The organism is Roseburia hominis (assembly GCA_040702975.1).
GTDB lineage: Bacteria > Bacillota > Clostridia > Lachnospirales > Lachnospiraceae > Allocoprococcus > Allocoprococcus hominis_A.
On sequence record CP159990.1, the window covers coordinates 511,726 to 533,225 of the forward strand.

Here is a 21,500-nt window from a genome sequence, read left to right on the forward strand (position 1 = left end):
AGCAGGTAAGGGGAGTCGAACCCCCCTCTCCAGCTTGGGAAGCTAGCATTCTACCGATAAACTATACCTGCATGTTTCCAGTATACCACTTGAACAAAAAAATGCAAGGGAAGAATGAGAAAAATTATTCGTCTGAAAAATGAAATTTTAAATTCCACTCCTCCATTAGGGAGGAAAATTTACTCCAGCACAGTTATCCTGGTAGAAAGAGAAAGAACCAAAGCAATCTTTGGTCCTTTCTCAGCCTTTTTATATTCTGCTAATCGCCTCTTTAATCATTTTTTTGCATTTTTCAATGTGTAAAAAATCCTGTTCAATTACCGGTGGCAATGGTTTTCGGACTCCGCCAAGATTCAGTCCCTGTTCTTTCAGTATTTCCTTCATTACTGCGTACAGGTTGCCGTGACATACACACATTTCATAGATAATTCTGTCAGCATCATTCTGAATTTCTCTTGCCTTACTTATTTCACCGGCATCTGTTAGTTCTTTTATTTTCAGATAAAGCTCTGGCATAACAGCATATGTGCCGCCAATTCCACCATCTGCACCGATTGCAAGTCCGCTTACGAGCTGTTCATCAGGGCCGTTAAATACAACGCATTCGTCACCTTTAACATCCTTGAACATTTGGATATCCTGAACGGATACAGAAGAATTTTTTACGCCAATGACTCTCGGATTTTTCAGCATTTCGCGATAAAGGGACAGGTTCAGCGCTACTCCTGCAAGCTGGGGAATATTATAAATAATGAAATCTGTATTTGGAGCTGCCGAACTAATATCATTCCAGTATTCTGCAATTGCATGGTCTGGAAGATGAAAATAAATCGGTGGAATTGATGCAATTGCATCCACTCCCATACTCTCGGCATGTGCAGCTAATTCCATACTGTCTGCAGTATTGTTACAGCCAACATGCGCAATAATTGTAATTTTTCCTTTTGCTTCCTGCATTACACTTTCCAGGATAGTCTTTCTTTCTTCTTTACTTTGATAGATACACTCGCCCGAGGAGCCGCATACATACAGTCCTTTAACACCTTTGTTAATCAGATGGCGTGTAAATTCCATAGTCCTTTCACGACTGATACTTCCATCATCATTGTAGCAGGCATAAAACGCAGGGATAATTCCTTTATATTTTTCAAGATTTTTCATAGTCTGTTTTCACTCCAGTTATTTTATTTCAGAGACCTTTACTTTTCTGTTTTCTTTGATGGATAAAGTAAGTGCGTCTGCAGTTGCTATTGCTGCCCGTGCTGCAGAACCGTTTAATAATGGCCGGAATTCTTCGTTAATAGTCGCTCCGTGCATAATTTCATTGAAGTACCTCATTTCATTCTTCATGATGCTATGCAGCCACATTGGCGGCTTTTTGCCGGGCTTTCCGTACATAATAGCGCCATCCATTTCTGTACCATGGTAGATGCGTGTACGGTCATCGTCTTCTTCTTTTGTTTCATGGACCAGAAAGTGCTCTTCGCCATTCTCTGTTTTTACAGTCATTCCTACATTTGCCATATCAATGCGGATTGCGCCTTTCGTTCCCTGAATCAGGACATAATGCTCTGGCCAGTGGAATGCAGAACCATATTCAAGAACTGCAAACTTTTTGTTTGGAAATTCCAGACTGATAAATAACATATCATCCTCATCTCCAAACTGTTCTCCTCTGTGTGCAACATTTCCACCCATCATGGTTACTGTTTCAGGTTCGCCCATAATGAACTGAATGCAATCCAGTTCATGAATGTGATGATATAAATGTCCACCGGATTTTGCGCGTATTTTCTTCCAGCTGATGGATTCCTGCGGTTCTTCCCAGCCATTTCTGGCAGAATGGCAATATAATACGTCGCCAATCACACCTTCATTAATCAGTTTCTTGGCGTGTCTGACACCACGGAAAAAGTTCATGACATGTCCAGCCATAAATGTTACACCATGCTTCTCACATGCTTTTACCATTGCGTCGCAATCTGCATAAGACAACGCAATCGGTTTTTCGCAAAATACATGTACACCATGCTCAGCAGCTTTAATAACTGGTTCTTTATGTAAGTAATTTGGAGAGGCAACGATCACAGCATTTACATCATCGCGGCCAAATAGTGTATCCAAATCTGTTTCCACATCGCATCCCAGTTCCTCTGCAATCTTTGGTGCGTTTTCAGGGTCATACACCGCAATAATTTCCGCTCCGTCCTGTTCCTTCATAATTCGTCCAAGCTCTGCTCCAAAATAACCTGTACCAACTACCGCGTAACCAATATTTTTCATTCTGAAATTTCCTCCAAATTTTTATTTTACTGAACCTTCTGTCATACCACCGGCAATATATTTCTGGATAAACATAAAGAATATTACTGATGGAATAACCACAAGTGTTGAAGCAGCCATCATACTGCCCCAGTCAAGAATCTCTGCTCCCTGTAAAGACCGCAGCGCTACCGAGACTGTCATCAAATCCGTACTGTTTATCAGAATCAGGGAATACAGGAATTCATTCCATGCATTGATAAAAGTATAAATAGCAGTCGCAACAATTCCGGGTGCTACCAGAGGTAATACGATTCTTACAAATATAACCATTTTATTTGCGCCATCAACACGGGCCGCTTCCTCAATACCAATTGGCACGGTTTTAAAAAACCCAATCAGCATCCATACTGCATACGGAACACTGAATGACAGATAAACGATCACAAGACCTATGCGGGTATTTGTTAATCCCATCTTTGCCATAACCAGTGTATACGGGATAGCCAGAAGTATCGGCGGAAACATATATGTTGTAACCAGTGCGCGTGACATAATATTTCCGAATTTTGGAAAGAATCTTACTATCCCATAAGCAGCCAGAGAAGAAATTACAATTGCAATTACAGTTGTACAGAGCGCTATGATTAAACTGTTTGCGATGTTTTTTGTAAATCCCAGTGTTTCAATAACATTTCTGAAATGATCTAGTGTAAATTCCTTCGGGAAAATGGACGTGGGATTAGAAGTCAGATCCCTTGAGGATTTTACAGAAGAAAGAAGAACCCATAGCAATGGAAATGCTGCTATAATTGACAGGATAGTCAAATACAAATGACAAAAACCATTGCCGATTTTTTCCTTTAATTTTCCGGACATCTACTTATCCTCCTTTTCCCATTTCCCAATAATCTTAAAGTATATGAAGCATACAATAAGAAGAAATGCCAGTAGCAGTACCGTAACTGCTGATGAACGGCCAAGCAGTTTTGTTCCCCAGCCCATATTATATGCATAGATTGGAACCGTTGTCGTTGCATTTGCCGGTCCGCCGCCGGTAATCAGATAAATAATATCAAAGTTATTGAATACCCAGATTGTTCTCAGAACAACAAGGAGACCAACCACTACTTTAATATGCGGAACGGTAATGTACAGAAATTGCTGCAATTTGCTGGCGCCGTCAATCTGTGCTGCTTCATACTGATCCTGAGGTATGGTTTGCAATGCAGATAAAACATTTACCATAATCATCGGCGCTCCGAACCATACATTGATGAAAATAAGTGTCCCAAAGACCAGGCTGCTGCTACTCAGGAACTGTGGCAGTTCTGCTGCCAGACCTGATTTATACAGCACATTTGGCAGAAAACCAGAAACGCCGTTGAGGATCCATTTCCAGGACAATGCAATTACAATCGAAGGAAATGCCCAGGGGATAATCATTAAAATTCGGTATACGCCTTTCAGACGTTTAACCCGGTTCAATGCCAGCGCGGCTGTAAACCCCACAAAAATCTGTCCGAGAAGAGAAGCAACCGTCCATAAAATAGAGGTAATAAATGCCTTATAAAAATTCGGATCAGTTAATACACTCTGATAATTGCCCAGTCCGACAAAATCATAGGTAGCTTTTATCAGATGTTTCGATGTAAGACTGTAGTAAAGGCTTGAAAAAATTGGATAAACCAGAAGCATTCCAACAACAATCAGAGCTGGTAACACCAAAAGCCATCTGCCATAGTCAATTTTTTTTGTTTTCACTCGCGACTTCCACCTTTCTTAGAAAGGCTGCCCCATTATGCCCAATATGGGGCAGCCTTTAAAAATATTATTGAACAGAAGCAAACACTTCATTCAATTTATCTTCAGCAGCTTTAGCCGCAGTTTTCACGTCTGTACCATTAGTGATAATGTCCTGGAACATTTCTTCTATGATACCCTGAGATGTCAGTAAACCGGCTTCTACGCTTGGACCATGTTCGAATCCGATTGCTGCTGAAAGTCCTACTGCCTCTGAAATAACCTGCTCCGCATTTGAGAATTTCTGTACGGTCTCATTGGACTGATATTTCTCTGTATCAGAAATACCTGTAATGGACGGAAGCATTCCTACAGGTGTGGCCGCCAGAAAATCAGTATATGTATCTGTCTCGTACAGTGTCTTAATAAATGCCTTACAGATTTCCGGGTGTTCAGAATTTGCCCATACTACCATAGGAATATTAGATGTTTCCGCGCCATAGACCGGGTCGTCCGCATTGATTCTTGGAAGTGGAGCACAGTCGATAGAGTCTACCAGATCCGGTGAGTTGGTTTCTACGCCTGAGATATGGAAACCACTGTTAAAGTCAAATGCTGTTTTTCCCTGGTAGAAAAGGTTGGCCTGGTCAAGTACTGCATAATTTACAGAATCCTTCGGAGAACAATTCTCATAAATATCCAGCCAGTAGTTAATACCTTCAATTGCCAGATCACTTGTCAGGTCTGCTTTTAAATCATCTGTCAGTAAGCTTCCGCCGCCGCTTCTTACATAGAAGTTAAGAAACCTTGTCGCCATCAGGTCGCCGGATCCACAGGGGAATGAACAACCATATACACCATCCTTTGTCAGGGTTTTTGCAGCTTCTGCGAATTCTTCCCATGTTTCAGGAACTTCAAGGTTAGCCTTTTCGAGAAGATCTTTTCTGTACCACATTACCTGTGCATGCGAATACAATGGCAGGGAATAGCATTTGCCATCCCGTTCTCCTTCTGATAATGCTGCTTCTGCAAAACGGTCTCTTCCGATATCATCAACAACATCATCGACCGGGATAATAGCCTCAGCATCCATCATTTCAACAACATGTCCCGGTAGTGCTGTACTCATATCCGGAACGTTTCCGGCTGCCAGTCCGGTTGTCCACTTTGTGTAAAAATCTCCCCAGGAAAATGTCTCAATCGTAATTTTCACATCCGGGTTTTCCTTCATGAACTTGTCGGCAGCTGCCTGAATGACCTCCATTCGTGGTCCCTGTGTAAAGGAATGCCAGAATGTGATCTCCCCTTCCAGTTTCCCGTCTTTGCCTGAACCATTCTCGGTTTTGCCAGCAGAATTATTTCCACATCCCACCGCCATAGATGCCACCATAAGCGCTGCCAACAAAACACTCAACACTCGCTTTTTCATAAAATACCTCCTTCACATTTTTTGTTGTATTTGCTTTGTTGAAGTAAATTCTACGATATTTTTTTGTGCAGTTCTACGGTAAGAAATCTCAATAATAGCACATTACGCTTGTAATATAAACTTTTTGTTTTTCCCCTTTTCCGTATAAAAACAAAAAAATAGAGGCGTAATCCGTTAAATACAGACATACGCCCTTCTCATTTTATATGATTAAACATTTTATAAACTCCATTTATAGCACAATACACTTGAAATCTGTGGCACCTAATCCTTCGCGGCTTTCCGGTATTGGTTTGGGGTATATCCAAAAGCTGCCTTAAATTCTCTGATGAAATAGTTCGGATCTTCATACCCAACCTCATAGGCAATTTCACTAACTGTCTCATTACACACTAATAATTTTCTCGCAGCCATTGTCAGCTTAAGCTCCTTAATGTACAGCATCGGTGATTTTCCAACCTGCTCCTTAAACAGACAGCTGAATCTTTGCTTGCTCAGTTCTGCCATATCAGCCATACGCTGCGGGGTATATTTTTCTGACGGATGCAACGTGATATAATCCATCACGAACTGAATCCGTGAATCGACTTTATTGCTGACTTTCCGTATCCGCTGCCGGATTTTTTCAAGGTTATACTCATCACTGCTGTGTTTTGTTTCTTTTCCGCAATTATCGGTTATATTCATTTTAGAAATTAATGTTCCAATTAAAATCTCAAGATATCCCCTCACGAAATACATTTTTGCCGGACTGTCTTCCTTTACCCAGTGATATATCTGTTCAAAATATGTCTTTACTTCCCTGCAGTCCATTACCTTCTGAATTCCATAGTAATCTGAAAGAAAATCTCCTCCTTCGAAATATACGGATGTAGTAAAACGGATACTGGTAAATGAAAAATTGTCCTCTATTGCATAGCAGGATAATTTGCTTCCTCTGGGAATGTACACAATTTGATTCTTATAAACGGTAAATTCTTCGTCATCAATAAAGAATGTTCCAGTACCTGATTCTATATAACGCAGCAGATTATATGGAATCATGCTTTCCGGGAAAACCCAGTTTCTTCCAAATGAATAGGTGTCGATATATAAAAAATTAAATCTGACATTGTCAACAACACTGCTCATTTTTCGCCTCCTAATATGTATTTACCTATATTATATCTTCTATTTTTTACATATTGCAAGTGTATTGTGCTATTTTTAGGGTTCGCGCGCATTTTTTTTTCCATCCTTATAGAATATAATGAACGCAAAATATAAGGAGGTGAAGAAATGCTAGAAAACAACGATGTATACTGGGAATTAACGGCCTATTTTAAAGAACCAAATCTGCTCTTCATTAACAGAGGAATGGAGGGCGATACTACAACACCATATTTTAATCTGATTTGAGGAGGCTTCTATGATTTATGATTCTTTAAAAAATAAAGAAAATTATAAGTATTTTCCTGCTTTGTATCAGGCGTTGGAGTATCTTGACAGCCTGCCGGACCTGGAGCTTCCTGCTCCAAAAGTTTTCCTTAACGGAGACAGGTTATTCTGTAGTTCGGTTATCTTTATATCAAAGCCTGAGGAACAGTGCCTCTATGAGGCGCACCGCAACTATATTGATCTGCATTTTATTGTAAAAGGTATAGAAAAAATTGCAACAGCTGATATCTGTTCATTAACTACTACAATTCCATATGTACCGGAAAAAGACATCGAATTTTTAAAAGGGAATGCAGACGGATATTATGAACTGAAACCGGGTCAGTTTATGGTCTGTTTCCCAACCGATGCCCATAAGGTAGCAATAATGAAAGAAAAGCCGGCAGAAGTCGAAAAAATAGTATTTAAAATTAAAATGGAGGGATAATTGTGAAACATTCAAAAAGTGAAATATTAAATCGAATAAAGGGACAGCTTATTGTATCCTGCCAGGCATTACCGGGAGAGCCCCTGTATGTGTCTGAAAAATCTATTATGTATCTAATGGCAAGAGCTGCTAAAGAGGCTGGTTCAGCATGTATCAGAACCAGCAGCATCCGCGATGTCAAAGCGATAAAGGAAGAAACTGGTCTGCCTGTTATCGGTATTATTAAAATCAATTATGAAGGGTATGACTCTTACATAACTCCGACTATGAGGGAGGTTGACGAACTTGTCGCCGCAGATGCCGATATTGTGGCTCTTGACTGTACCATGCGTCGTCGTGGCGATGGAAGTACAATCAATCAATTTCTTCTGCAAATTAAGGAAAAATATCCGGATATTGTTCTTATGGCTGATATCTCTACCTATGAAGAGGGTATAAACGCATGGAAGTGTGGGGTTGACTTCGTAGGAACAACCTTGAGTGGTTATACAGAGGATTCCCCTAAAACAGATGGGCCTGATACGGAACTGGTTCGCAGACTTTCTGCAGATTTGGATATTCCGGTAATTGCAGAAGGAAAGGTACACACCCCCGAAGAGGCGGTACAGATGTTTGAAGCCGGCGCCTATGCCGTTGTTGTAGGCGGAGCCATAACGCGCCCGCTTGAAATTGCAACCCGTTTTATAAATAGAATTAAGGAATACCATCATGAATAATAAATACCTGGGAATCGATATTGGCGGGACTGCCGTGAAAATGGGAATTGTGAATGAAGCCGGGGAGATTTCTTTTTTCTGTCAGGCTCCGGTTTCTTTTGATAACTACCGGACCCCGATTCTGGAGACGGTCTTAAAAGTAACGGAAAATTTTTTGGAAGAAAACAATATAAAGCCCGGTGAACTTTGTGGCATTGGACTTTCTGCAACCGGACAGATTGACACAAAAAAAGGAATCGTGGCAGGCAGCGGAGGAAATATCCGTAATTGGGATGGAACCAACTTAAAAGAGGCGTTTACACAGAGATATCATCTACCGGTTACAGTCGTCAATGATGCTAATTGTGTTGCTCTCGGCGAAAAATGGGTCGGGAGTGCAAAGAATGCCAGGGATGTTATTGTTCTTACTATCGGTACCGGACTTGGCGGGGGCATCATTGTGAATAACCAGATTTTACTGGGACAGGCAGGATTTGGTGGGGAACTGGGGCATTTTTCCATTCATAAAGAAGGCACCGGGTGTACCTGTGGAAACCGGGGATGCTTTGAACAATATGCGTCCATGACTGCTTTAATCAAAGCTGTAAGCAGATATTATGAAATGACTGACCCTGGTTACCTCGATAATCATCCTGTAAATGGCAGGAGCATTTTTAAATCCATCAAAAATGGCAACGAAGCAGTTGCACATATTGTAAATCTGTGGATACAGGATATAGCTGCAGGAATTGTCAGTCTGGTTCATATATTCAATCCAGAACTGATTGTCGTAGGAGGCGGTGTCAGCGTGCAGGAAGAATTGTTTGTTGCAAAGCTGCGGAAAGAGGTTATGAAAAACGTAATGCCGAATTTTAGAAATAACCTTACCCTCCGGGCCGCAATTCTTGGCAATAATGCCGGAATCACCGGTGCAGTATATTACTTGATTCAATCCTTATCTTAGAACATTTGGAAGGAAGGGAGCTTACAAAAGCGGGCTTTAAGATGCATGTCGCTGGCATAGCTATAGAAGAAAGAGTAGTAAAAGCTGTTGCGTTTTGGGTGCAACAGCTTTTTCAAAAGCCAGCTTAGGTCAGCAAAATTATTCGTCAAATTCTGCCGTTACATAATATCCCTGCGGGGTTCTGGAAATGTCCACTACGGTGCCGGAAGTAGACTTGAGACGCTCTAAGGTCCTATAATTCCCACTCATGGCGAGACTTGGTTCGATTGTGTAGTAATAAGAACTCGGCAGGACACCTTCGGTCACTTCCACTTTCTGCCCTATTTCCAGGAGTCCGGGACGTTCCATTTTGAATTCCATTCTTCGCATGTGGTGATTCTCCTTTTTTGAATTCTTTGGAAGTTAAATAGAGTGTGTCTGGTATTTAACTTCATATTATGGTTGCTTTTCGCAAAAGCATTCTATCATATTGTCTTCTATATTTCAATAAATGTACTAATGAAATAAAAGTATGAAGTAACAGTAACAGAAATAACCGGGATATGATATACTGGGTGAAAGTACAGATTAGTAGGAGGGAGAGTATGAAACATAAAAAGGGTGCAAATGCCGGGGCTGAGAGAAGAACAGGCAGTAAGCGTAAATGGTTGATCGCTGCGATTATTTTCATGGGGATCGTGGTCTGCGCAGAAATTGTTTTCATGATTTGGAGTTATAGAAAAGACCGGCCTACACCAGAAGATGCTTTGACAAAATATTTCTCTCTTCTTTCCGAAAAAAAATATGAAAAGATGTATGAACTTCTGAGCCCGGATTCGCAAAAACGGACTAAAAAAGAAAAATTTATTTCACGGAATCAGAACATTTACGAGGGAATCGAGGCGGCGAACATCAAGGTAACATTGCCAAAAGACAGGAAGTCGTCTTATAGGGATACGGAAGTAGTGACTTACCATACTTCTATGGACACGCTGGCCGGCAGGATTGAGTTTGACAATCAGATGGAGCTTGTAAAAGGAGAGGACGGAAAGTATCAGATCAGGTGGGATTCTACACAGATTTTTCCGTCTCTTGCGGACAATATGAAGGTGCGGGTGGAGACGGCGAAGGCCCTTCGCGGAAAGATTTATGACAGGAACGGTACGATTCTGGCGTCACAGGGGGCGGTCAGCGAGGTGGGACTGGTTCCGGGGAAAATGAGTGAAGACCGGGAGGCTGCCATCAAACAGGTGGCGGAAATCCTGGATATGAATGAGGAGAGTATTGATAAAAAGTTAAGTGCTTCTTATGTAAAGGATGATACCTTTGTTCCACTTAAGAAAATTGCACAGGATGATGAGGCAAAGCAGGATAAACTTCTTGAAATTCCAGGGGTTTTGATTAATAGTGCTGAGGACAGGGTTTATCCGCTGGGCCAGGCGGCGGGACATTTAACCGGGTATGTGCGGCCGATTACGGCAGAGGAGTTGGAGGAGAGAGAAGGAGAAGGTTATACAACGGAGGGTGTGGTAGGGAAGTCCGGGCTGGAACTGGCGTTTGAGGAAAAATTGCGGGCGTCTGACGGTGCGGTGATCAACATTGAGGACGAAAATGGTCAGGTAGTGGAGACGATTGCGTCTCAGGAAGCAAATGGCGGCGAAGATGTGTACCTCACGATCGATGCTTCTTTGCAGAAGCTGATCTATGAAGAGTGGAAGGACGAACCGGGAGCCGTAGTGGCTATGAACCCCAAAAATGGCGAAGTATTGGCAATGGTGAGTACTCCGGGGTATGACCCGAATGAATTTATTTTCGGTATTTCCCAGAGGCGATGGGACGAGCTGAATGATTCGGAAGGCCAGCCGCTTCATAATCGGTATGCCGGAACGTGGGTGCCGGGTTCCACCTTCAAGCCGGTTACTGCGGCAATCGGACTTAGCACGGGGAAGATCGATCCGGAGGAGAATCTGGGAGATGTAGGCCTTTCCTGGCAGAAGGATTCAGGATGGGGGAATTATTTTGTGACGACCTTGACAGGATATGGAAAAAATGTGAATCTGGAAAATGCGTTGATTTACTCGGACAATATTTATTTCGCGAGGCAGGCACTGGCGATGGGCGCGGATACATTGACGGAAGGGCTTGTGAAGCTGGGATTTGGAGAGAAGGTTCCGTTTGAACTGGGGCTGAAGGCATCTTCTTTTGGCGAGGACGGCAAGATCGATTCGGATATTCAGCTTGCGGACACCGGATATGGACAGGGGCAGCTTCTGGTAAATCCTTTGCACATGTTATCCGTCTATTCGGCATTTGTGAATGGGGGGAATATGATAGGGCCGACTCTTTTATATGAGGAAGGCAGTGAGGGAAGTGTGTGGAAAGAACAGGCGATCACGCCGGAGGCTGCGGAGATTTTGAAAAGGGATCTGATTCAGGTGGCTGAAAGTTCGCAGGGAGCGGATGTGAGAATCTCAGATGTAACATTGCTTGGGAAGACCGGGACGGCCGAGATGAAGTCCAGCCAGAGTGAATCCGGTGGTGTGGAGCGTGGCTGGTTCATTTGCGAGACGACGGAAGATTGCAAGAAGCCGATTGCTGTTGTAGGGCTTATGGAGGATGTGAGCAGGAAAGGCGGCAGTCATTATGTTGCAAAGAAGGTGCAAGGTATTGTGGCATCTTATGAAGGAAGATAGAAACCATATTTTTCATGATTTAGAAATATAAAAATATACAGGGGGTATGCGGAGGCTCATTTGACTGGAAAGGAACCACCTTATCATCCTTCGGCGTGGAAGTGGATTATGAGACAGGAATTGTGATCGGATACGAGCTTTATGACGAACAGGGGGAGATGGTGGAATATATGGACAATTATGAAGTGCGGTTCGATAGAGAGGTGAAGCCGGAAATGCCGCTGAAAGATTCTTATGCGGATTATAGAGAAAAATAAAGAGCTTTATCGTAAGGAGAGAGTGGAATATGATTTTAATCAAGAATATTGAAGTATATGCGCCAAAGTATAAGGGCAGGAAGGACGTGCTGCTTTGCGGAGGGCAGATTGAATTGGTGGAGGACAGGATCGAGGCGGTGCCGGGGCAGTGCCGTGTGATCGACGGCACAGGAAAGGTATTGATTCCAGGTCTGATCGACAAGCATGTTCATATCACCGGAGGCGGCGGGGAGGGGAGTTTCCACACCCGGACTCCTGAGATGCAGATGTCGGAAATGATTACGGCAGGAATCACGACGGTAGTGGGGCTTTTGGGAACGGACAGCGTGACGAGAAGTACAGAGAATCTTCTGGCGAAGACGAAGGCGCTGAACGAGGAAGGAATCACGGCGTATATGCTCACAGGAGCATACGGATATCCAAGCCCGACCCTTACGGGAAGTGTTTATCGGGATATTGTTTTGATACAGGAGGTGATCGGAGTAAAACTGGCGCTTTCTGATCACCGAGCGCCGAATATTTCAAACGAAGAATTGATCCGCCTGGCAAGCGATGCAAGAGTGGCGGGTATGCTAAGCGGCAAGGGTGGATATGTGGAGCTTCACATGGGAGATGCGAAAAACGGACTGGCGCCGGTCTTTGAGGCGCTTGAGGGGACCGCGATCCCGGCAAAAATATTCCACCCGACACATTTGAATCGTAACAGTCAGCTTGTGGAGGAGAGTTATTGTTTGCTGGAAATGGGCGGCTGTGTGGATTACACCTGTGGCATGACGGGGCAGACGGCTGTTTCGGACTGTATCATGGAGGCGCGGAAACGGGGGCTGCCGGCAGATCATATCACGATCAGCTCGGACGGACACGGGAGTTGGTCGAAGTATGATGATGCGGGGAATCTGCTGGAAATCGGGTATTCCGGGATGGATGCAATTTATCTGGAACTGAAAGAACTGGTGCAGAAGAAAGGGCTTTCACTGGAAGAGGCTCTTACCTATGTGACCTCCAATGTGGCGAAGTCGATAGAGGTCTACCCGAAGAAAGGATGTATCCGGCCTAGCGCAGATGCCGATGTGGTGATACTGGAGCGGACAATGGGAATTGATACGGTGATCGCGAAAGGGCAGATCATGATGGAAAATGGCCAGCTTTGCCGGGCGGGGACGTATGAGAAGTTATAAAAAGAAATAGGAACAAAATAGTGTATTAGGGAATGTCAAAGGAGATATGCGCTTATTTGAGCGTATGTCTCTTTTTGCGTTGCCAAGCATGCCTAAGTGAACGTCCAGTGGACGTTCATCTCGGTTGCCAAGCATGCCTAAGTGAATGTCCGGTGGACATTCATCTCGGCATATGAAAGCTTCAGGGTATATGATAAGGACATTCAATTCAAAAAAATGGAATAGTTGATAAAACTATATCAAATGAGATAATTACAGATTATAGACAAACTATTCTGTAAAAAACTATTAATTTTGATAAAATATAGCAAATGTTATAAAAACGACAAAAAAAGCGATTAAATATTGACAGCTATATAGGAAGACAATATAATGAATAATATAAAATTTGAGAGACATATAGAAAAAAGCAATAGGAGGGATGCATGTGAAACGGTTTGTATTACGAAGAATTTTCACAGGTATATTGACAGTAATTATAGTGTTTGCACTAAATTTTGTCATCATCAAGATGGCTCCCGGAGATCCCATTTCAACTTTGGTGGGCAAGGATGTCAACAACCAGGAACTGAGGGAGGCGTTGGAGGAAAAATATGGGCTGAATAAGCCACTGCCGGTACAGTTTGTGAGCTACTTAAAAACTGCTGCAACAGGCGATTTAGGGACGTCTATTATTTATAATCGTCCGGTTTCCGAGATGATCGGAGAGAAGGTGGGAGCCACTGTTATGCTGGGGTTGTCATCGGCGCTTCTGGCGGCGATCATCGGAACGGTTCTGGGAATTTTAGCTGCCAGACATGAAGGCAGCGCCTACGACGTGGTGGTGTCGGGCGCTTCGTACACGTTCAACTCCATGCCGGCATTCTGGCTGGGCCTTATGCTGATCATCCTTTTCTCCTCCCTTTTGGGCTGGTTCCCGTCATACGGGTTCTCGGACACCAGGGCAGGCTATACGGGAATGGCGTATGTGGTGGACGTACTGAAGCATATGTTCCTGCCGGTACTTACACTTACCCTTGTGCTTCTGCCGCAGTACTTCAGAATTGCAAAGTCGTCTGTACTTCAGGTAACCAATGAAGATTTTATCACTACATTTCGTGCAACAGGAATGAGTGAGAAGAAGATCTTCAACAAATACATATTCCGGAATGCGATTCTGCCGACAGTTACCATTTTCGGTATTTCAATGGCATATCTGATCACCGGAGTTACTCTGATTGAGATCGTATTTGCCTGGCCGGGTATGGGCCGGCTGGTAATGACTGCGATCACGCAGAGAGACTACCCGACGCTGATGGGAATTTATCTGATCATGTCGATTTCCGTCGCTGTCGTAATGCTGATCGTGGACATTGTATATGCAATGTTAGATCCGAGAATCCGGTACGAGTAGAGGTGGAAATATGGAGAAAAAATATTCATTTAAAAAACTGTGGAAAACGATCACCGGAGACGGGCAGTTATTTGCCGGAGTTATCGGTATTTTGCTTTTGTTGCTTCTCATCGTTCTGGCGCCGGTGGTCGCTACGGAGAATCCGTATCATTTTGGTAAAGATGTTTTGGTAGGTTTAGGCGAGAGGGGACATATCCTGGGGACCAACCACATGGGACAGGATATTTACAGCATGGTGGTATATGGCGTGAGGACTTCTGTCCAGGTAGCGGTAATTTCCGCTTTGATCTCAGGAATCCTGGGCGTGCTTATCGGCGGCGTGGCAGGTTTCTTCGGAGGGAAAGTGGATACAGTGATATCTGAGATTATTAACGTGTTCATGATGCTGCCTAGCTTTTTCCTGATTCTTTTGGTTATTGCGCTGTTCGGCAACAGTCTGTATAACGTAATGGTCGTAATTGGAATTACTACCTGGCCCAGCAATGCGAAGCTTATGAGGGCGCAGGCATTATCCCTCAGGGAGAGAACCTTCGTTAAAAGTGCTACGGCTATGGGCGAGACAAAGTTTCAGATTTTGTTTAAATACATCATTCCAAACGGCATTTTCCCGGTAATCGCAAATACTACTATGGGAATGTCCAATGCGATCCTGACAGAGGCAGGGCTTTCCTTCCTGGGACTTGGCGATCCCGGAATTATCAGTTGGGGTCAGATGATCTATACAGGCAAACAGTATATTACTACCGCGTGGTGGATTTCCGTATTTGCAGGTATCGCGATTGTTTTGACAGTTCTGGTATTTTATTTGCTCGGTGATGGACTCAATCATGTGCTGAATCCGAAACATATGAATGGAAGGGAATAACGGTATGGAAGAGATTTTAAAACTGAAAGATGTAAATGTTACATATCGAAATAAAAAGAAATCGGTTTATGCAGTGAGAAATGCCTCGTTCTCCATATATAAAGGAGACTCCATGGGAATCGTGGGGGAATCCGGATCGGGTAAATCCACCCTGGCGATGGCGCTTCTGAGACTTCACAATGAGAAGGCGACGATGATTGACGGAGTGGCCGAATTTGAAGGCAAGAATCTGCTTACGCTGACACAGGAAGAGATGAACGAACTTCGGTGGAGCGGTATATCTGTCGTATTCCAGAAGGCGATGAATGCGCTGAGTCCGGTGCACAGAATCAGTACTCAGGTAGAAGACATTTACCACGTGCATGAACCGCATGCTACAAAGGAAGAGATTGAGAAGAGGATGATATATCTGCTGAAACTGGTAAATCTTCCGGAGCGGGTCTATCACCTGTATCCGCATGAGATGTCAGGCGGAATGCTGCAGAGGGTAGCGATCGCCATTAGCCTTCTTCATAATCCGAAGCTGGTGATTTTTGACGAGGCTACGACGGCACTTGATGTAGTTACCCAGGGACAGATCCTGGAGGAAGTTGTACAGATGGAAAAGGAGCTGGATATGACCCGTATCATGATCACCCATGATATGTCGGTAGTGGCAGCTTCCTGTAATAAAGTAGCGGTTATGTATGCCGGAGAATTTATGGAGATCGGTTATGTGAAGGATATCTTCAAACATCCGATGCATCCGTACACCCAGGGACTTTTGGCTTCTTTCCCGTCTCTGAAAGGGGAGAATACAAAGCTGAGTGCGATTCCGGGCTTTTTGCCTGACCTTTCAAAGAAATGTGAAGGCTGTGTTTTTGCACCCAGATGTCCGAAAGCCACCGATGAATGCCGCAAGAAAAAACCTGAGGAAGTCATGATGGAAGACGGCCGTATGGTGAAATGTATCATGTACAAAGGGGGAACGGCAAATGAGTGATAAAGCATTTATTTCAGTAGATGACGTGGCTATGTGGTATCCATACCATGGTACAGATAAGGCCTCACATAAACAGAAAAAAGAAAAGGGGAAGGACTGGATCAAGGCCGTAGACGGAGTGAGCCTTGAGATCAAAGAAGGCGAGATTCTGGGCGTGATCGGTGAGTCCGGCTGTGGTAAATCCACACTGGGCAAGATACTGACGAGACTGGAGCAGCCCACGAGAGGCGATTGTTTTATCAACGGAGTATCCACTAAGGAAATGCTTAAGAAGAATCCGAAGGATTTCCGAAGCACGGTACAAATCGTATTCCAGAACCCGTTTGATACTTTTACGCCGAGAGACACGATTGAGAAGATTCTGATTCGCCCTCTGAAGAACTATAAGATAGGAAGCAATGACGAGGAACGGAAGAAGATGTGTATGGAAGCTCTGGAGGCTGGCGGACTTCGTCCGGCCGAGGATATTATGAGCCGGTATCCGCATGAGCTTTCCGGAGGACAGCTTCAGAGAATCTCCATTATTCGTTCTATGTTCCTGAAACCGAAGTTTATCATCGCGGATGAGCCGGTATCCATGCTGGATGTGTCTGTCCGCGCAGATATCATCAATATGCTGATTGATCTGAGCCGTAATGAGAACACGGCGGTTATGTTCATCAGCCATGACATCGCGTTGACCAGATATATTTCCGATAATATTGCTGTTATGTATCTGGGGAGGATTGTGGAATATGGAAAAGCGGACGATGTTATCAAGAATCCGCAGCACCCGTATACACAGGCACTGATCTCAAACTGTGCGTCCATTGATCCAGAGGAGAAAAGTGAGAGTATCGCCATAGAAGGTGAGCCGCCCACACCGCTGAATCCGGGACCGGGCTGCTATTTTGCACCGAGATGCCGATACGCCTGCGACAAATGTATGGGCAGTTATCCGGAGAAGATCGAACTTGAAAACGGACACTGGTACACCTGTATGAGACAGGGAAAGTAGAACTTATGCTGTACTAAGCAGGAAGGACCTGTTTAGATATAAAACTCAAAAGGAGGTAACAAAGTATGAAAAAGAAACTAGCATTGCTTTTGGCAGCTCTCCTTAGCGTGACCACGATTCTCGGCGGTTGCGGAAATAAGGAGAAGAGTGACGATGCCAAAGGCGGACAGGAAGCAGAAGGAGGCGGCGGCGGAACGTTTATTGTTCGTGCTGTAGGTGACCCGATTTCCTTTAACCCGGATATGGTTGGTGACGATAATGGATATCCGATTGCTCAGAATATTTATCTGAGACTCTGTGGCCTGGATGTAAGCAAGCAGAATCTGGTTCCGGAGGCTGCTGAATCATGGAGCTACAATGACGGTGCAACAGAGCTGACCTTTAAATTACGTCAGGATCTGAAGTGGACAGACGGCGAGGCACTTACCAGTGAGGACGTAAAATATACGTTCGATACGATCAAGGCAACACCGAGCTATTACTTCAGCTCAAGTTTGGCAGGTGTTTCTTCCATTGAGACACCGGATGACTACACTGTAATCTTTAAACTGTCTAAGCCAGACGCATCTTTAGCGTCGATTCTTGGATGGTATGGAACCTTTATTCTTCCGGAGCACGTTTACAACAACGGTGAGCCGTGGGAAGACAATCCGGCAAATATGGAGCCGGTATCCTGTGGACCGTTCAAGCTGGAGGAGTACAAACAGGGCGAGAGTGTAACACTTGTTAGGAATCCGGACTTCCCGGAACCGGCAAAATTGGATAAATTGATCTTCTCTATCATTCCTGATGAGGCGACTGCAATTCAGGCACTCAAGAATGGTGAGATTGATTTCTTTGAGAATATGCCGACAGCTTCAGCGGAAGAACTTAAAAATGACGACAGCGTTCGTATCATGTATAATGAATACCCGTCACCTATGCGTTTGGTTTTCAACATGAATGATGAAAAGGTAGGGGATCTTGCACTCCGTAAAGCAATCGCAACTGCAATCGATCGTGATGAGATCTCTGAGAAGGTATTCAGTGGCGTACAGAAGCCGGAATACTGTATGTATCCGTCTCAGGTTACATGGGCAGCAAATACTGAGGATGTGGCACCGTCCTTTAATATCGACGAAGCAAGAAAGATTCTGGAAGATGCAGGCTATAAGGCAGATGCAGACGGTATGTATGTAACAGGACTTGTTCTGGATGTATTTGAAGGAAGTGGATATCCGGACAGTGCAAAACTTATCCAGGCTACTTTGAAGGAAGCCGGAATCGGCATTGAACTCAATGTTCAGGAATACAATGCATGGGATCAGAAGATTTTTGTTGAGAGAAATTTCCAGATCGAGTTTCAGGGAGGATTCATGGGACCAGACCCGGTAGCTCTTACAAACAGAATTGGAACCGATAGTTCAGGTAACGTTGGCGGATACAGCAATGCACAGGTTGATGAGCTTCTGGCAAAAGGTGTAGCGACCGGCAATCAGGATGAACGTGCAGGATACTACAAGGAAGCTCAGAAGATTCTTGCAGAAGAACTTCCGTATGTAAACGTTGTAAGCTTTGCAGGACCGGAAGCAAACAGCACACGCTTTATCAACCTTCCGAGTGATGGCGAAGGCAAATGGGCATGGGCAAACTATGGCTATACTGAGCTTGCAAAATAAAACCTGTTTAATTTCAAAATGAAGGAAGGGTCCGTCGGGCTTTTTCAAAATGCAATGAAGCAAAAAGGGGCGGGACATGTACCTGTCCCTTTTGTTGTCAAGTATACCCGGGCGAATGTCCAGTGGACGTTCGTCTCGACTTAAAATGGTTAGATGAGAGGAGACTAGGAAATGAAAGCTATTTACGAAAAATTAATTAAAGATATCCCGGAGTATAAAGTGTTCTACACGGTAGATGAGATGGAGGAGCATTCCAGAAAGCTGGCAGAGGCGCATCCGGAGTGTGTGAGCATGTTTGAGATCGGCAGAACCCGGGCAGGAGAGCCTCTTAATTGTTTGAAGATTGGAAATGGTTCCCATACGGCATTGATGTTTGGATGCCCTCACCCAAATGAACCGATCGGAACCATGATGCTGGAATATTTTACAGAAAAATTAGCTGAAAGCGAGGAACTTCGCAATGAGCTTGACTATACATGGTATGTGGTAAAGGCATGGGATACTGACGGATACCGCCTGAATGAGAAATGGCTGAAGGGACCGTTCACACTTTATAATTACTCCAGAAACTTCTTCCGCCCGGCAGGATATAAGCAGGTGGACTGGACCTTCCCGATCGATTATAAGGAACTTCATTTCCATGACACCATCCCGGAGACGAAGGCGATGATGGAACTGATTGATAAGATTCGCCCGGAGTTTATTTACTCACTTCACAATGCAGGGTTCGGCGGTGTATACTGGTATTTGACAAGAAAGACGCCGGAAATTTACGAAGAGATGCATCAGGCTGCCAAGAAACAGGAAGTACCGCTGAATTTGGGCGAACCGGAAGCTCCGTACTGTGTGGCATGGGCACCTGCGATCTATCAGAGCCTTGGTATCCGTCAGGATTATGATTATATGGAGCAGTATGGCGGGCTGGAGGATATGTCCAAAGCTATTAACTGTGGAACCTGCAGTGCAGACTACGGAAAAGAAGTATGTGATGCGTTTACTTTGCTGACTGAGCTTCCTTATTTCTTTGACGAGCGGATCAATGATCTGTCTGAGTCGGATGTATCCAGAAAGGATGTGGTCCTGGAGAAATTAATCTGGGGCGAGGAATCCAACAAGTTTGTCAGAAGTACTTTGGATATTTCCAGACAGTATATGGATAAAGAGAATCCTTTCCTTTTGGCTCTTAATGCATTTTCAGAAGGAAGCGAGCTGGAAGCTACGAAGAAAATGATCGAGGAAAATGAAGAGTACCACAAAACTGCGACCGTAGCAGAAAAGTTTGATAACCAGCTTATCTCCAAATTCTATAAGCTCTTAAGTTATGGTATGCTGATTCGTGCAAATGAGTCTGAACTGGAAGCTATGAAGGAAAAAGGCGAGCAGAATGAAGAGAAAGAGGCGGCATTTAAGAAGGCCTTTGATATTGCAGTGAAGGCCCATAAAGAGCTGGCAGATGAATTAGAGGAAGAGATTCACTATCAGGTAGTGCCGATCCGCAAGCTGGTATCCATTCAGCTGGAGTGCGGTCTGCTGATGGCAGAATATCTGAAAAAATAGAAGTAGAAAGGGAAACATGGGCGACATTATAACTACAATAAAAGAAAAATATCCAAATCTTACACGAAAGCAGAAACAACTGGCTGATTATATATTGGAGAATACCGGGCGTATGGCATTTCTTACTCTGCGGGAACTTAGTAAAGAGACGAATATTACCCCTGTGACGGTCCTGAATACCTGCATAGCATTGGGATATTCCAGTTTTAATGAGATGAAGTATGAGATCAGAAAATACTTAAGTATGCGGGAGCGGGAAGACCTTTATAGGGAGAAGGAGTGCATATCTACCTATATTCCGCCCTATGAGATGGAAGACCAAAAGCAGTTGCTTCAGAGCATTTGCGAGGAAGAAAGTGCGCAGATGAACGCCATGGTTAAGAATCTGGATATGGAAAGGCTTTTCGAAATAGCGGAAGCGATTCTTGCGCATAAACGTGTAGTGATATGCGGCCGGGGAGTATCCAGGATGTTGGGAGACTTTCTGACTGTACGTCTAATTAATTCCGGCGTGCCTGCGGTGGTGCTGGATACGGAATTAAATGATGAGATAGGCCGGATGTTGCTCTTGTTGGACAAAGATACTCTGGTGACCGCAATCTCTCTGCCGGATTATTATTTTATGACGGATCGGGTTGTGGAATTTGCTAAAAAAGAGGGATGCCATATACTTGGAATCATGGGCGAAGAAAATGAGTTGCTGGTGTCGAACTGCGACTATACTTTAATGGCGCCTTGCAATACCAGACTGTTTTTGAATACGCCATCCAGCGTGCTGGCTCTTTTGAATATGCTGGCCTCGGCAGTGGAGATTATGGCAAGTTATCGGAATAAGGGTAACTCGGTGATGGATAAATTTAGCGAGTTGTTCGAATAGTATGAATTAATATGGCAGAGCCGATTATGATGGTTTTGCAAAAATGTGCACAAAGGCAGGAAACCCTGAATAAATCGGGGGAGTTCCTGCCTTTTGTATATTTTTAA

20 protein-coding genes and 1 tRNA gene are annotated in these 21,500 nt (G+C 44.0%); 13 read left to right on the top strand and 8 right to left on the bottom strand.

What is annotated here, in order from left to right; translation table 11 throughout:
- The 7 genes from ABXS75_02280 to ABXS75_02310 form a co-directional block, all read right to left on the bottom strand.
- Window positions 1-71, bottom strand: a tRNA-Gly gene (locus ABXS75_02280).
- Window positions 72-249: 178 nt separating this feature from the next.
- Complete coding sequence (locus ABXS75_02285) at window positions 250-1,161, bottom strand: dihydrodipicolinate synthase family protein (GenBank protein ID XCP85648.1); 912 nt, start codon at window positions 1,159-1,161, stop codon at window positions 250-252.
- Window positions 1,162-1,179: 18 nt separating this feature from the next.
- Window positions 1,180-2,283: a Gfo/Idh/MocA family oxidoreductase gene (locus tag ABXS75_02290; GenBank protein ID XCP85649.1), complete on the bottom strand. Its 1,104-nt coding sequence runs from the start codon at window positions 2,281-2,283 to the stop codon at window positions 1,180-1,182.
- A gap of 21 nt (window positions 2,284-2,304) precedes the next feature.
- Window positions 2,305-3,141: a carbohydrate ABC transporter permease gene (locus tag ABXS75_02295; protein XCP85650.1), complete on the bottom strand. Its 837-nt coding sequence runs from the start codon at window positions 3,139-3,141 to the stop codon at window positions 2,305-2,307.
- Window positions 3,142-4,026, bottom strand: coding sequence for a sugar ABC transporter permease (locus tag ABXS75_02300; GenBank protein XCP85651.1), 885 nt, complete (start codon window positions 4,024-4,026; stop codon window positions 3,142-3,144).
- A 67-nt stretch (window positions 4,027-4,093) separates the two neighbouring features.
- Window positions 4,094-5,434 (bottom strand): extracellular solute-binding protein, encoded by a 1,341-nt coding sequence (locus ABXS75_02305; protein ID XCP85652.1) that lies wholly within the window; start codon window positions 5,432-5,434, stop codon window positions 4,094-4,096.
- A 264-nt stretch (window positions 5,435-5,698) separates the two neighbouring features.
- Window positions 5,699-6,565 carry a helix-turn-helix domain-containing protein gene (locus ABXS75_02310; protein ID XCP85653.1) on the bottom strand — a complete coding sequence of 289 codons (867 nt, stop codon included), beginning with the start codon at window positions 6,563-6,565 and terminating at the stop codon, window positions 5,699-5,701.
- Between the two features lie 277 nt (window positions 6,566-6,842).
- Between ABXS75_02310 and ABXS75_02315 the strand changes: the two genes are divergently transcribed.
- The 3 genes from ABXS75_02315 to ABXS75_02325 are packed head-to-tail and all read left to right on the top strand — an operon-like array spanning window position 6,843 to window position 8,957.
- Window positions 6,843-7,298: a YhcH/YjgK/YiaL family protein gene (locus ABXS75_02315; protein XCP85654.1), complete on the top strand. Its 456-nt coding sequence runs from the start codon at window positions 6,843-6,845 to the stop codon at window positions 7,296-7,298.
- A 2-nt stretch (window positions 7,299-7,300) separates the two neighbouring features.
- Window positions 7,301-8,014, top strand: coding sequence for an N-acetylmannosamine-6-phosphate 2-epimerase (locus ABXS75_02320; protein ID XCP85655.1), 714 nt, complete (start codon window positions 7,301-7,303; stop codon window positions 8,012-8,014).
- Window positions 8,007-8,957: an ROK family protein gene (locus ABXS75_02325; GenBank protein ID XCP85656.1), complete on the top strand. Its 951-nt coding sequence runs from the start codon at window positions 8,007-8,009 to the stop codon at window positions 8,955-8,957. The genes ABXS75_02320 and ABXS75_02325 overlap by 8 nt, the downstream gene beginning before the upstream one ends.
- Before the next feature lie 138 nt (window positions 8,958-9,095).
- On the opposite strand, the gene ABXS75_02330 is transcribed toward ABXS75_02325, so the two are convergent.
- Window positions 9,096-9,326: a hypothetical protein gene (locus tag ABXS75_02330; GenBank protein ID XCP85657.1), complete on the bottom strand. Its 231-nt coding sequence runs from the start codon at window positions 9,324-9,326 to the stop codon at window positions 9,096-9,098.
- A gap of 215 nt (window positions 9,327-9,541) precedes the next feature.
- Between ABXS75_02330 and ABXS75_02335 the strand changes: the two genes are divergently transcribed.
- From ABXS75_02335 to ABXS75_02380, 10 genes are all read left to right on the top strand, one after another.
- Window positions 9,542-11,629, top strand: coding sequence for a penicillin-binding transpeptidase domain-containing protein (locus ABXS75_02335; GenBank protein ID XCP85658.1), 2,088 nt, complete (start codon window positions 9,542-9,544; stop codon window positions 11,627-11,629).
- 101 nt (window positions 11,630-11,730) lie between these two features.
- Window positions 11,731-11,886, top strand: coding sequence for a hypothetical protein (locus tag ABXS75_02340; GenBank protein XCP85659.1), 156 nt, complete (start codon window positions 11,731-11,733; stop codon window positions 11,884-11,886).
- Between the two features lie 29 nt (window positions 11,887-11,915).
- Window positions 11,916-13,064, top strand: a complete 1,149-nt coding sequence (gene iadA, locus ABXS75_02345) for a beta-aspartyl-peptidase (GenBank protein ID XCP85660.1) — start codon at window positions 11,916-11,918, stop codon at window positions 13,062-13,064.
- Between the two features lie 427 nt (window positions 13,065-13,491).
- Window positions 13,492-14,457, top strand: coding sequence for an ABC transporter permease (locus ABXS75_02350; protein XCP85661.1), 966 nt, complete (start codon window positions 13,492-13,494; stop codon window positions 14,455-14,457).
- 10 nt (window positions 14,458-14,467) lie between these two features.
- A complete protein-coding gene (locus ABXS75_02355; protein ID XCP85662.1) occupies window positions 14,468-15,322 on the top strand; it encodes an ABC transporter permease in 855 nt (284 codons plus the stop codon).
- A 4-nt stretch (window positions 15,323-15,326) separates the two neighbouring features.
- On the top strand, window positions 15,327-16,304 hold the full coding sequence (locus ABXS75_02360; protein XCP85663.1) for an ABC transporter ATP-binding protein: 978 nt from the start codon (window positions 15,327-15,329) through the stop codon (window positions 16,302-16,304).
- Window positions 16,297-17,301 (top strand): ABC transporter ATP-binding protein, encoded by a 1,005-nt coding sequence (locus ABXS75_02365; GenBank protein ID XCP85664.1) that lies wholly within the window; start codon window positions 16,297-16,299, stop codon window positions 17,299-17,301. Before ABXS75_02360 ends, ABXS75_02365 begins: the two co-directional genes overlap by 8 nt.
- 65 nt (window positions 17,302-17,366) lie before the next feature.
- On the top strand, window positions 17,367-18,959 hold the full coding sequence (locus tag ABXS75_02370; protein ID XCP85665.1) for an ABC transporter substrate-binding protein: 1,593 nt from the start codon (window positions 17,367-17,369) through the stop codon (window positions 18,957-18,959).
- Window positions 18,960-19,130: 171 nt separating this feature from the next.
- On the top strand, window positions 19,131-20,516 hold the full coding sequence (locus ABXS75_02375) for a M14 family zinc carboxypeptidase (protein XCP85666.1): 1,386 nt from the start codon (window positions 19,131-19,133) through the stop codon (window positions 20,514-20,516).
- A gap of 16 nt (window positions 20,517-20,532) precedes the next feature.
- On the top strand, window positions 20,533-21,393 hold the full coding sequence (locus ABXS75_02380; protein ID XCP85667.1) for a MurR/RpiR family transcriptional regulator: 861 nt from the start codon (window positions 20,533-20,535) through the stop codon (window positions 21,391-21,393).
- Window positions 21,394-21,500: the final 107 nt, after the last annotated feature.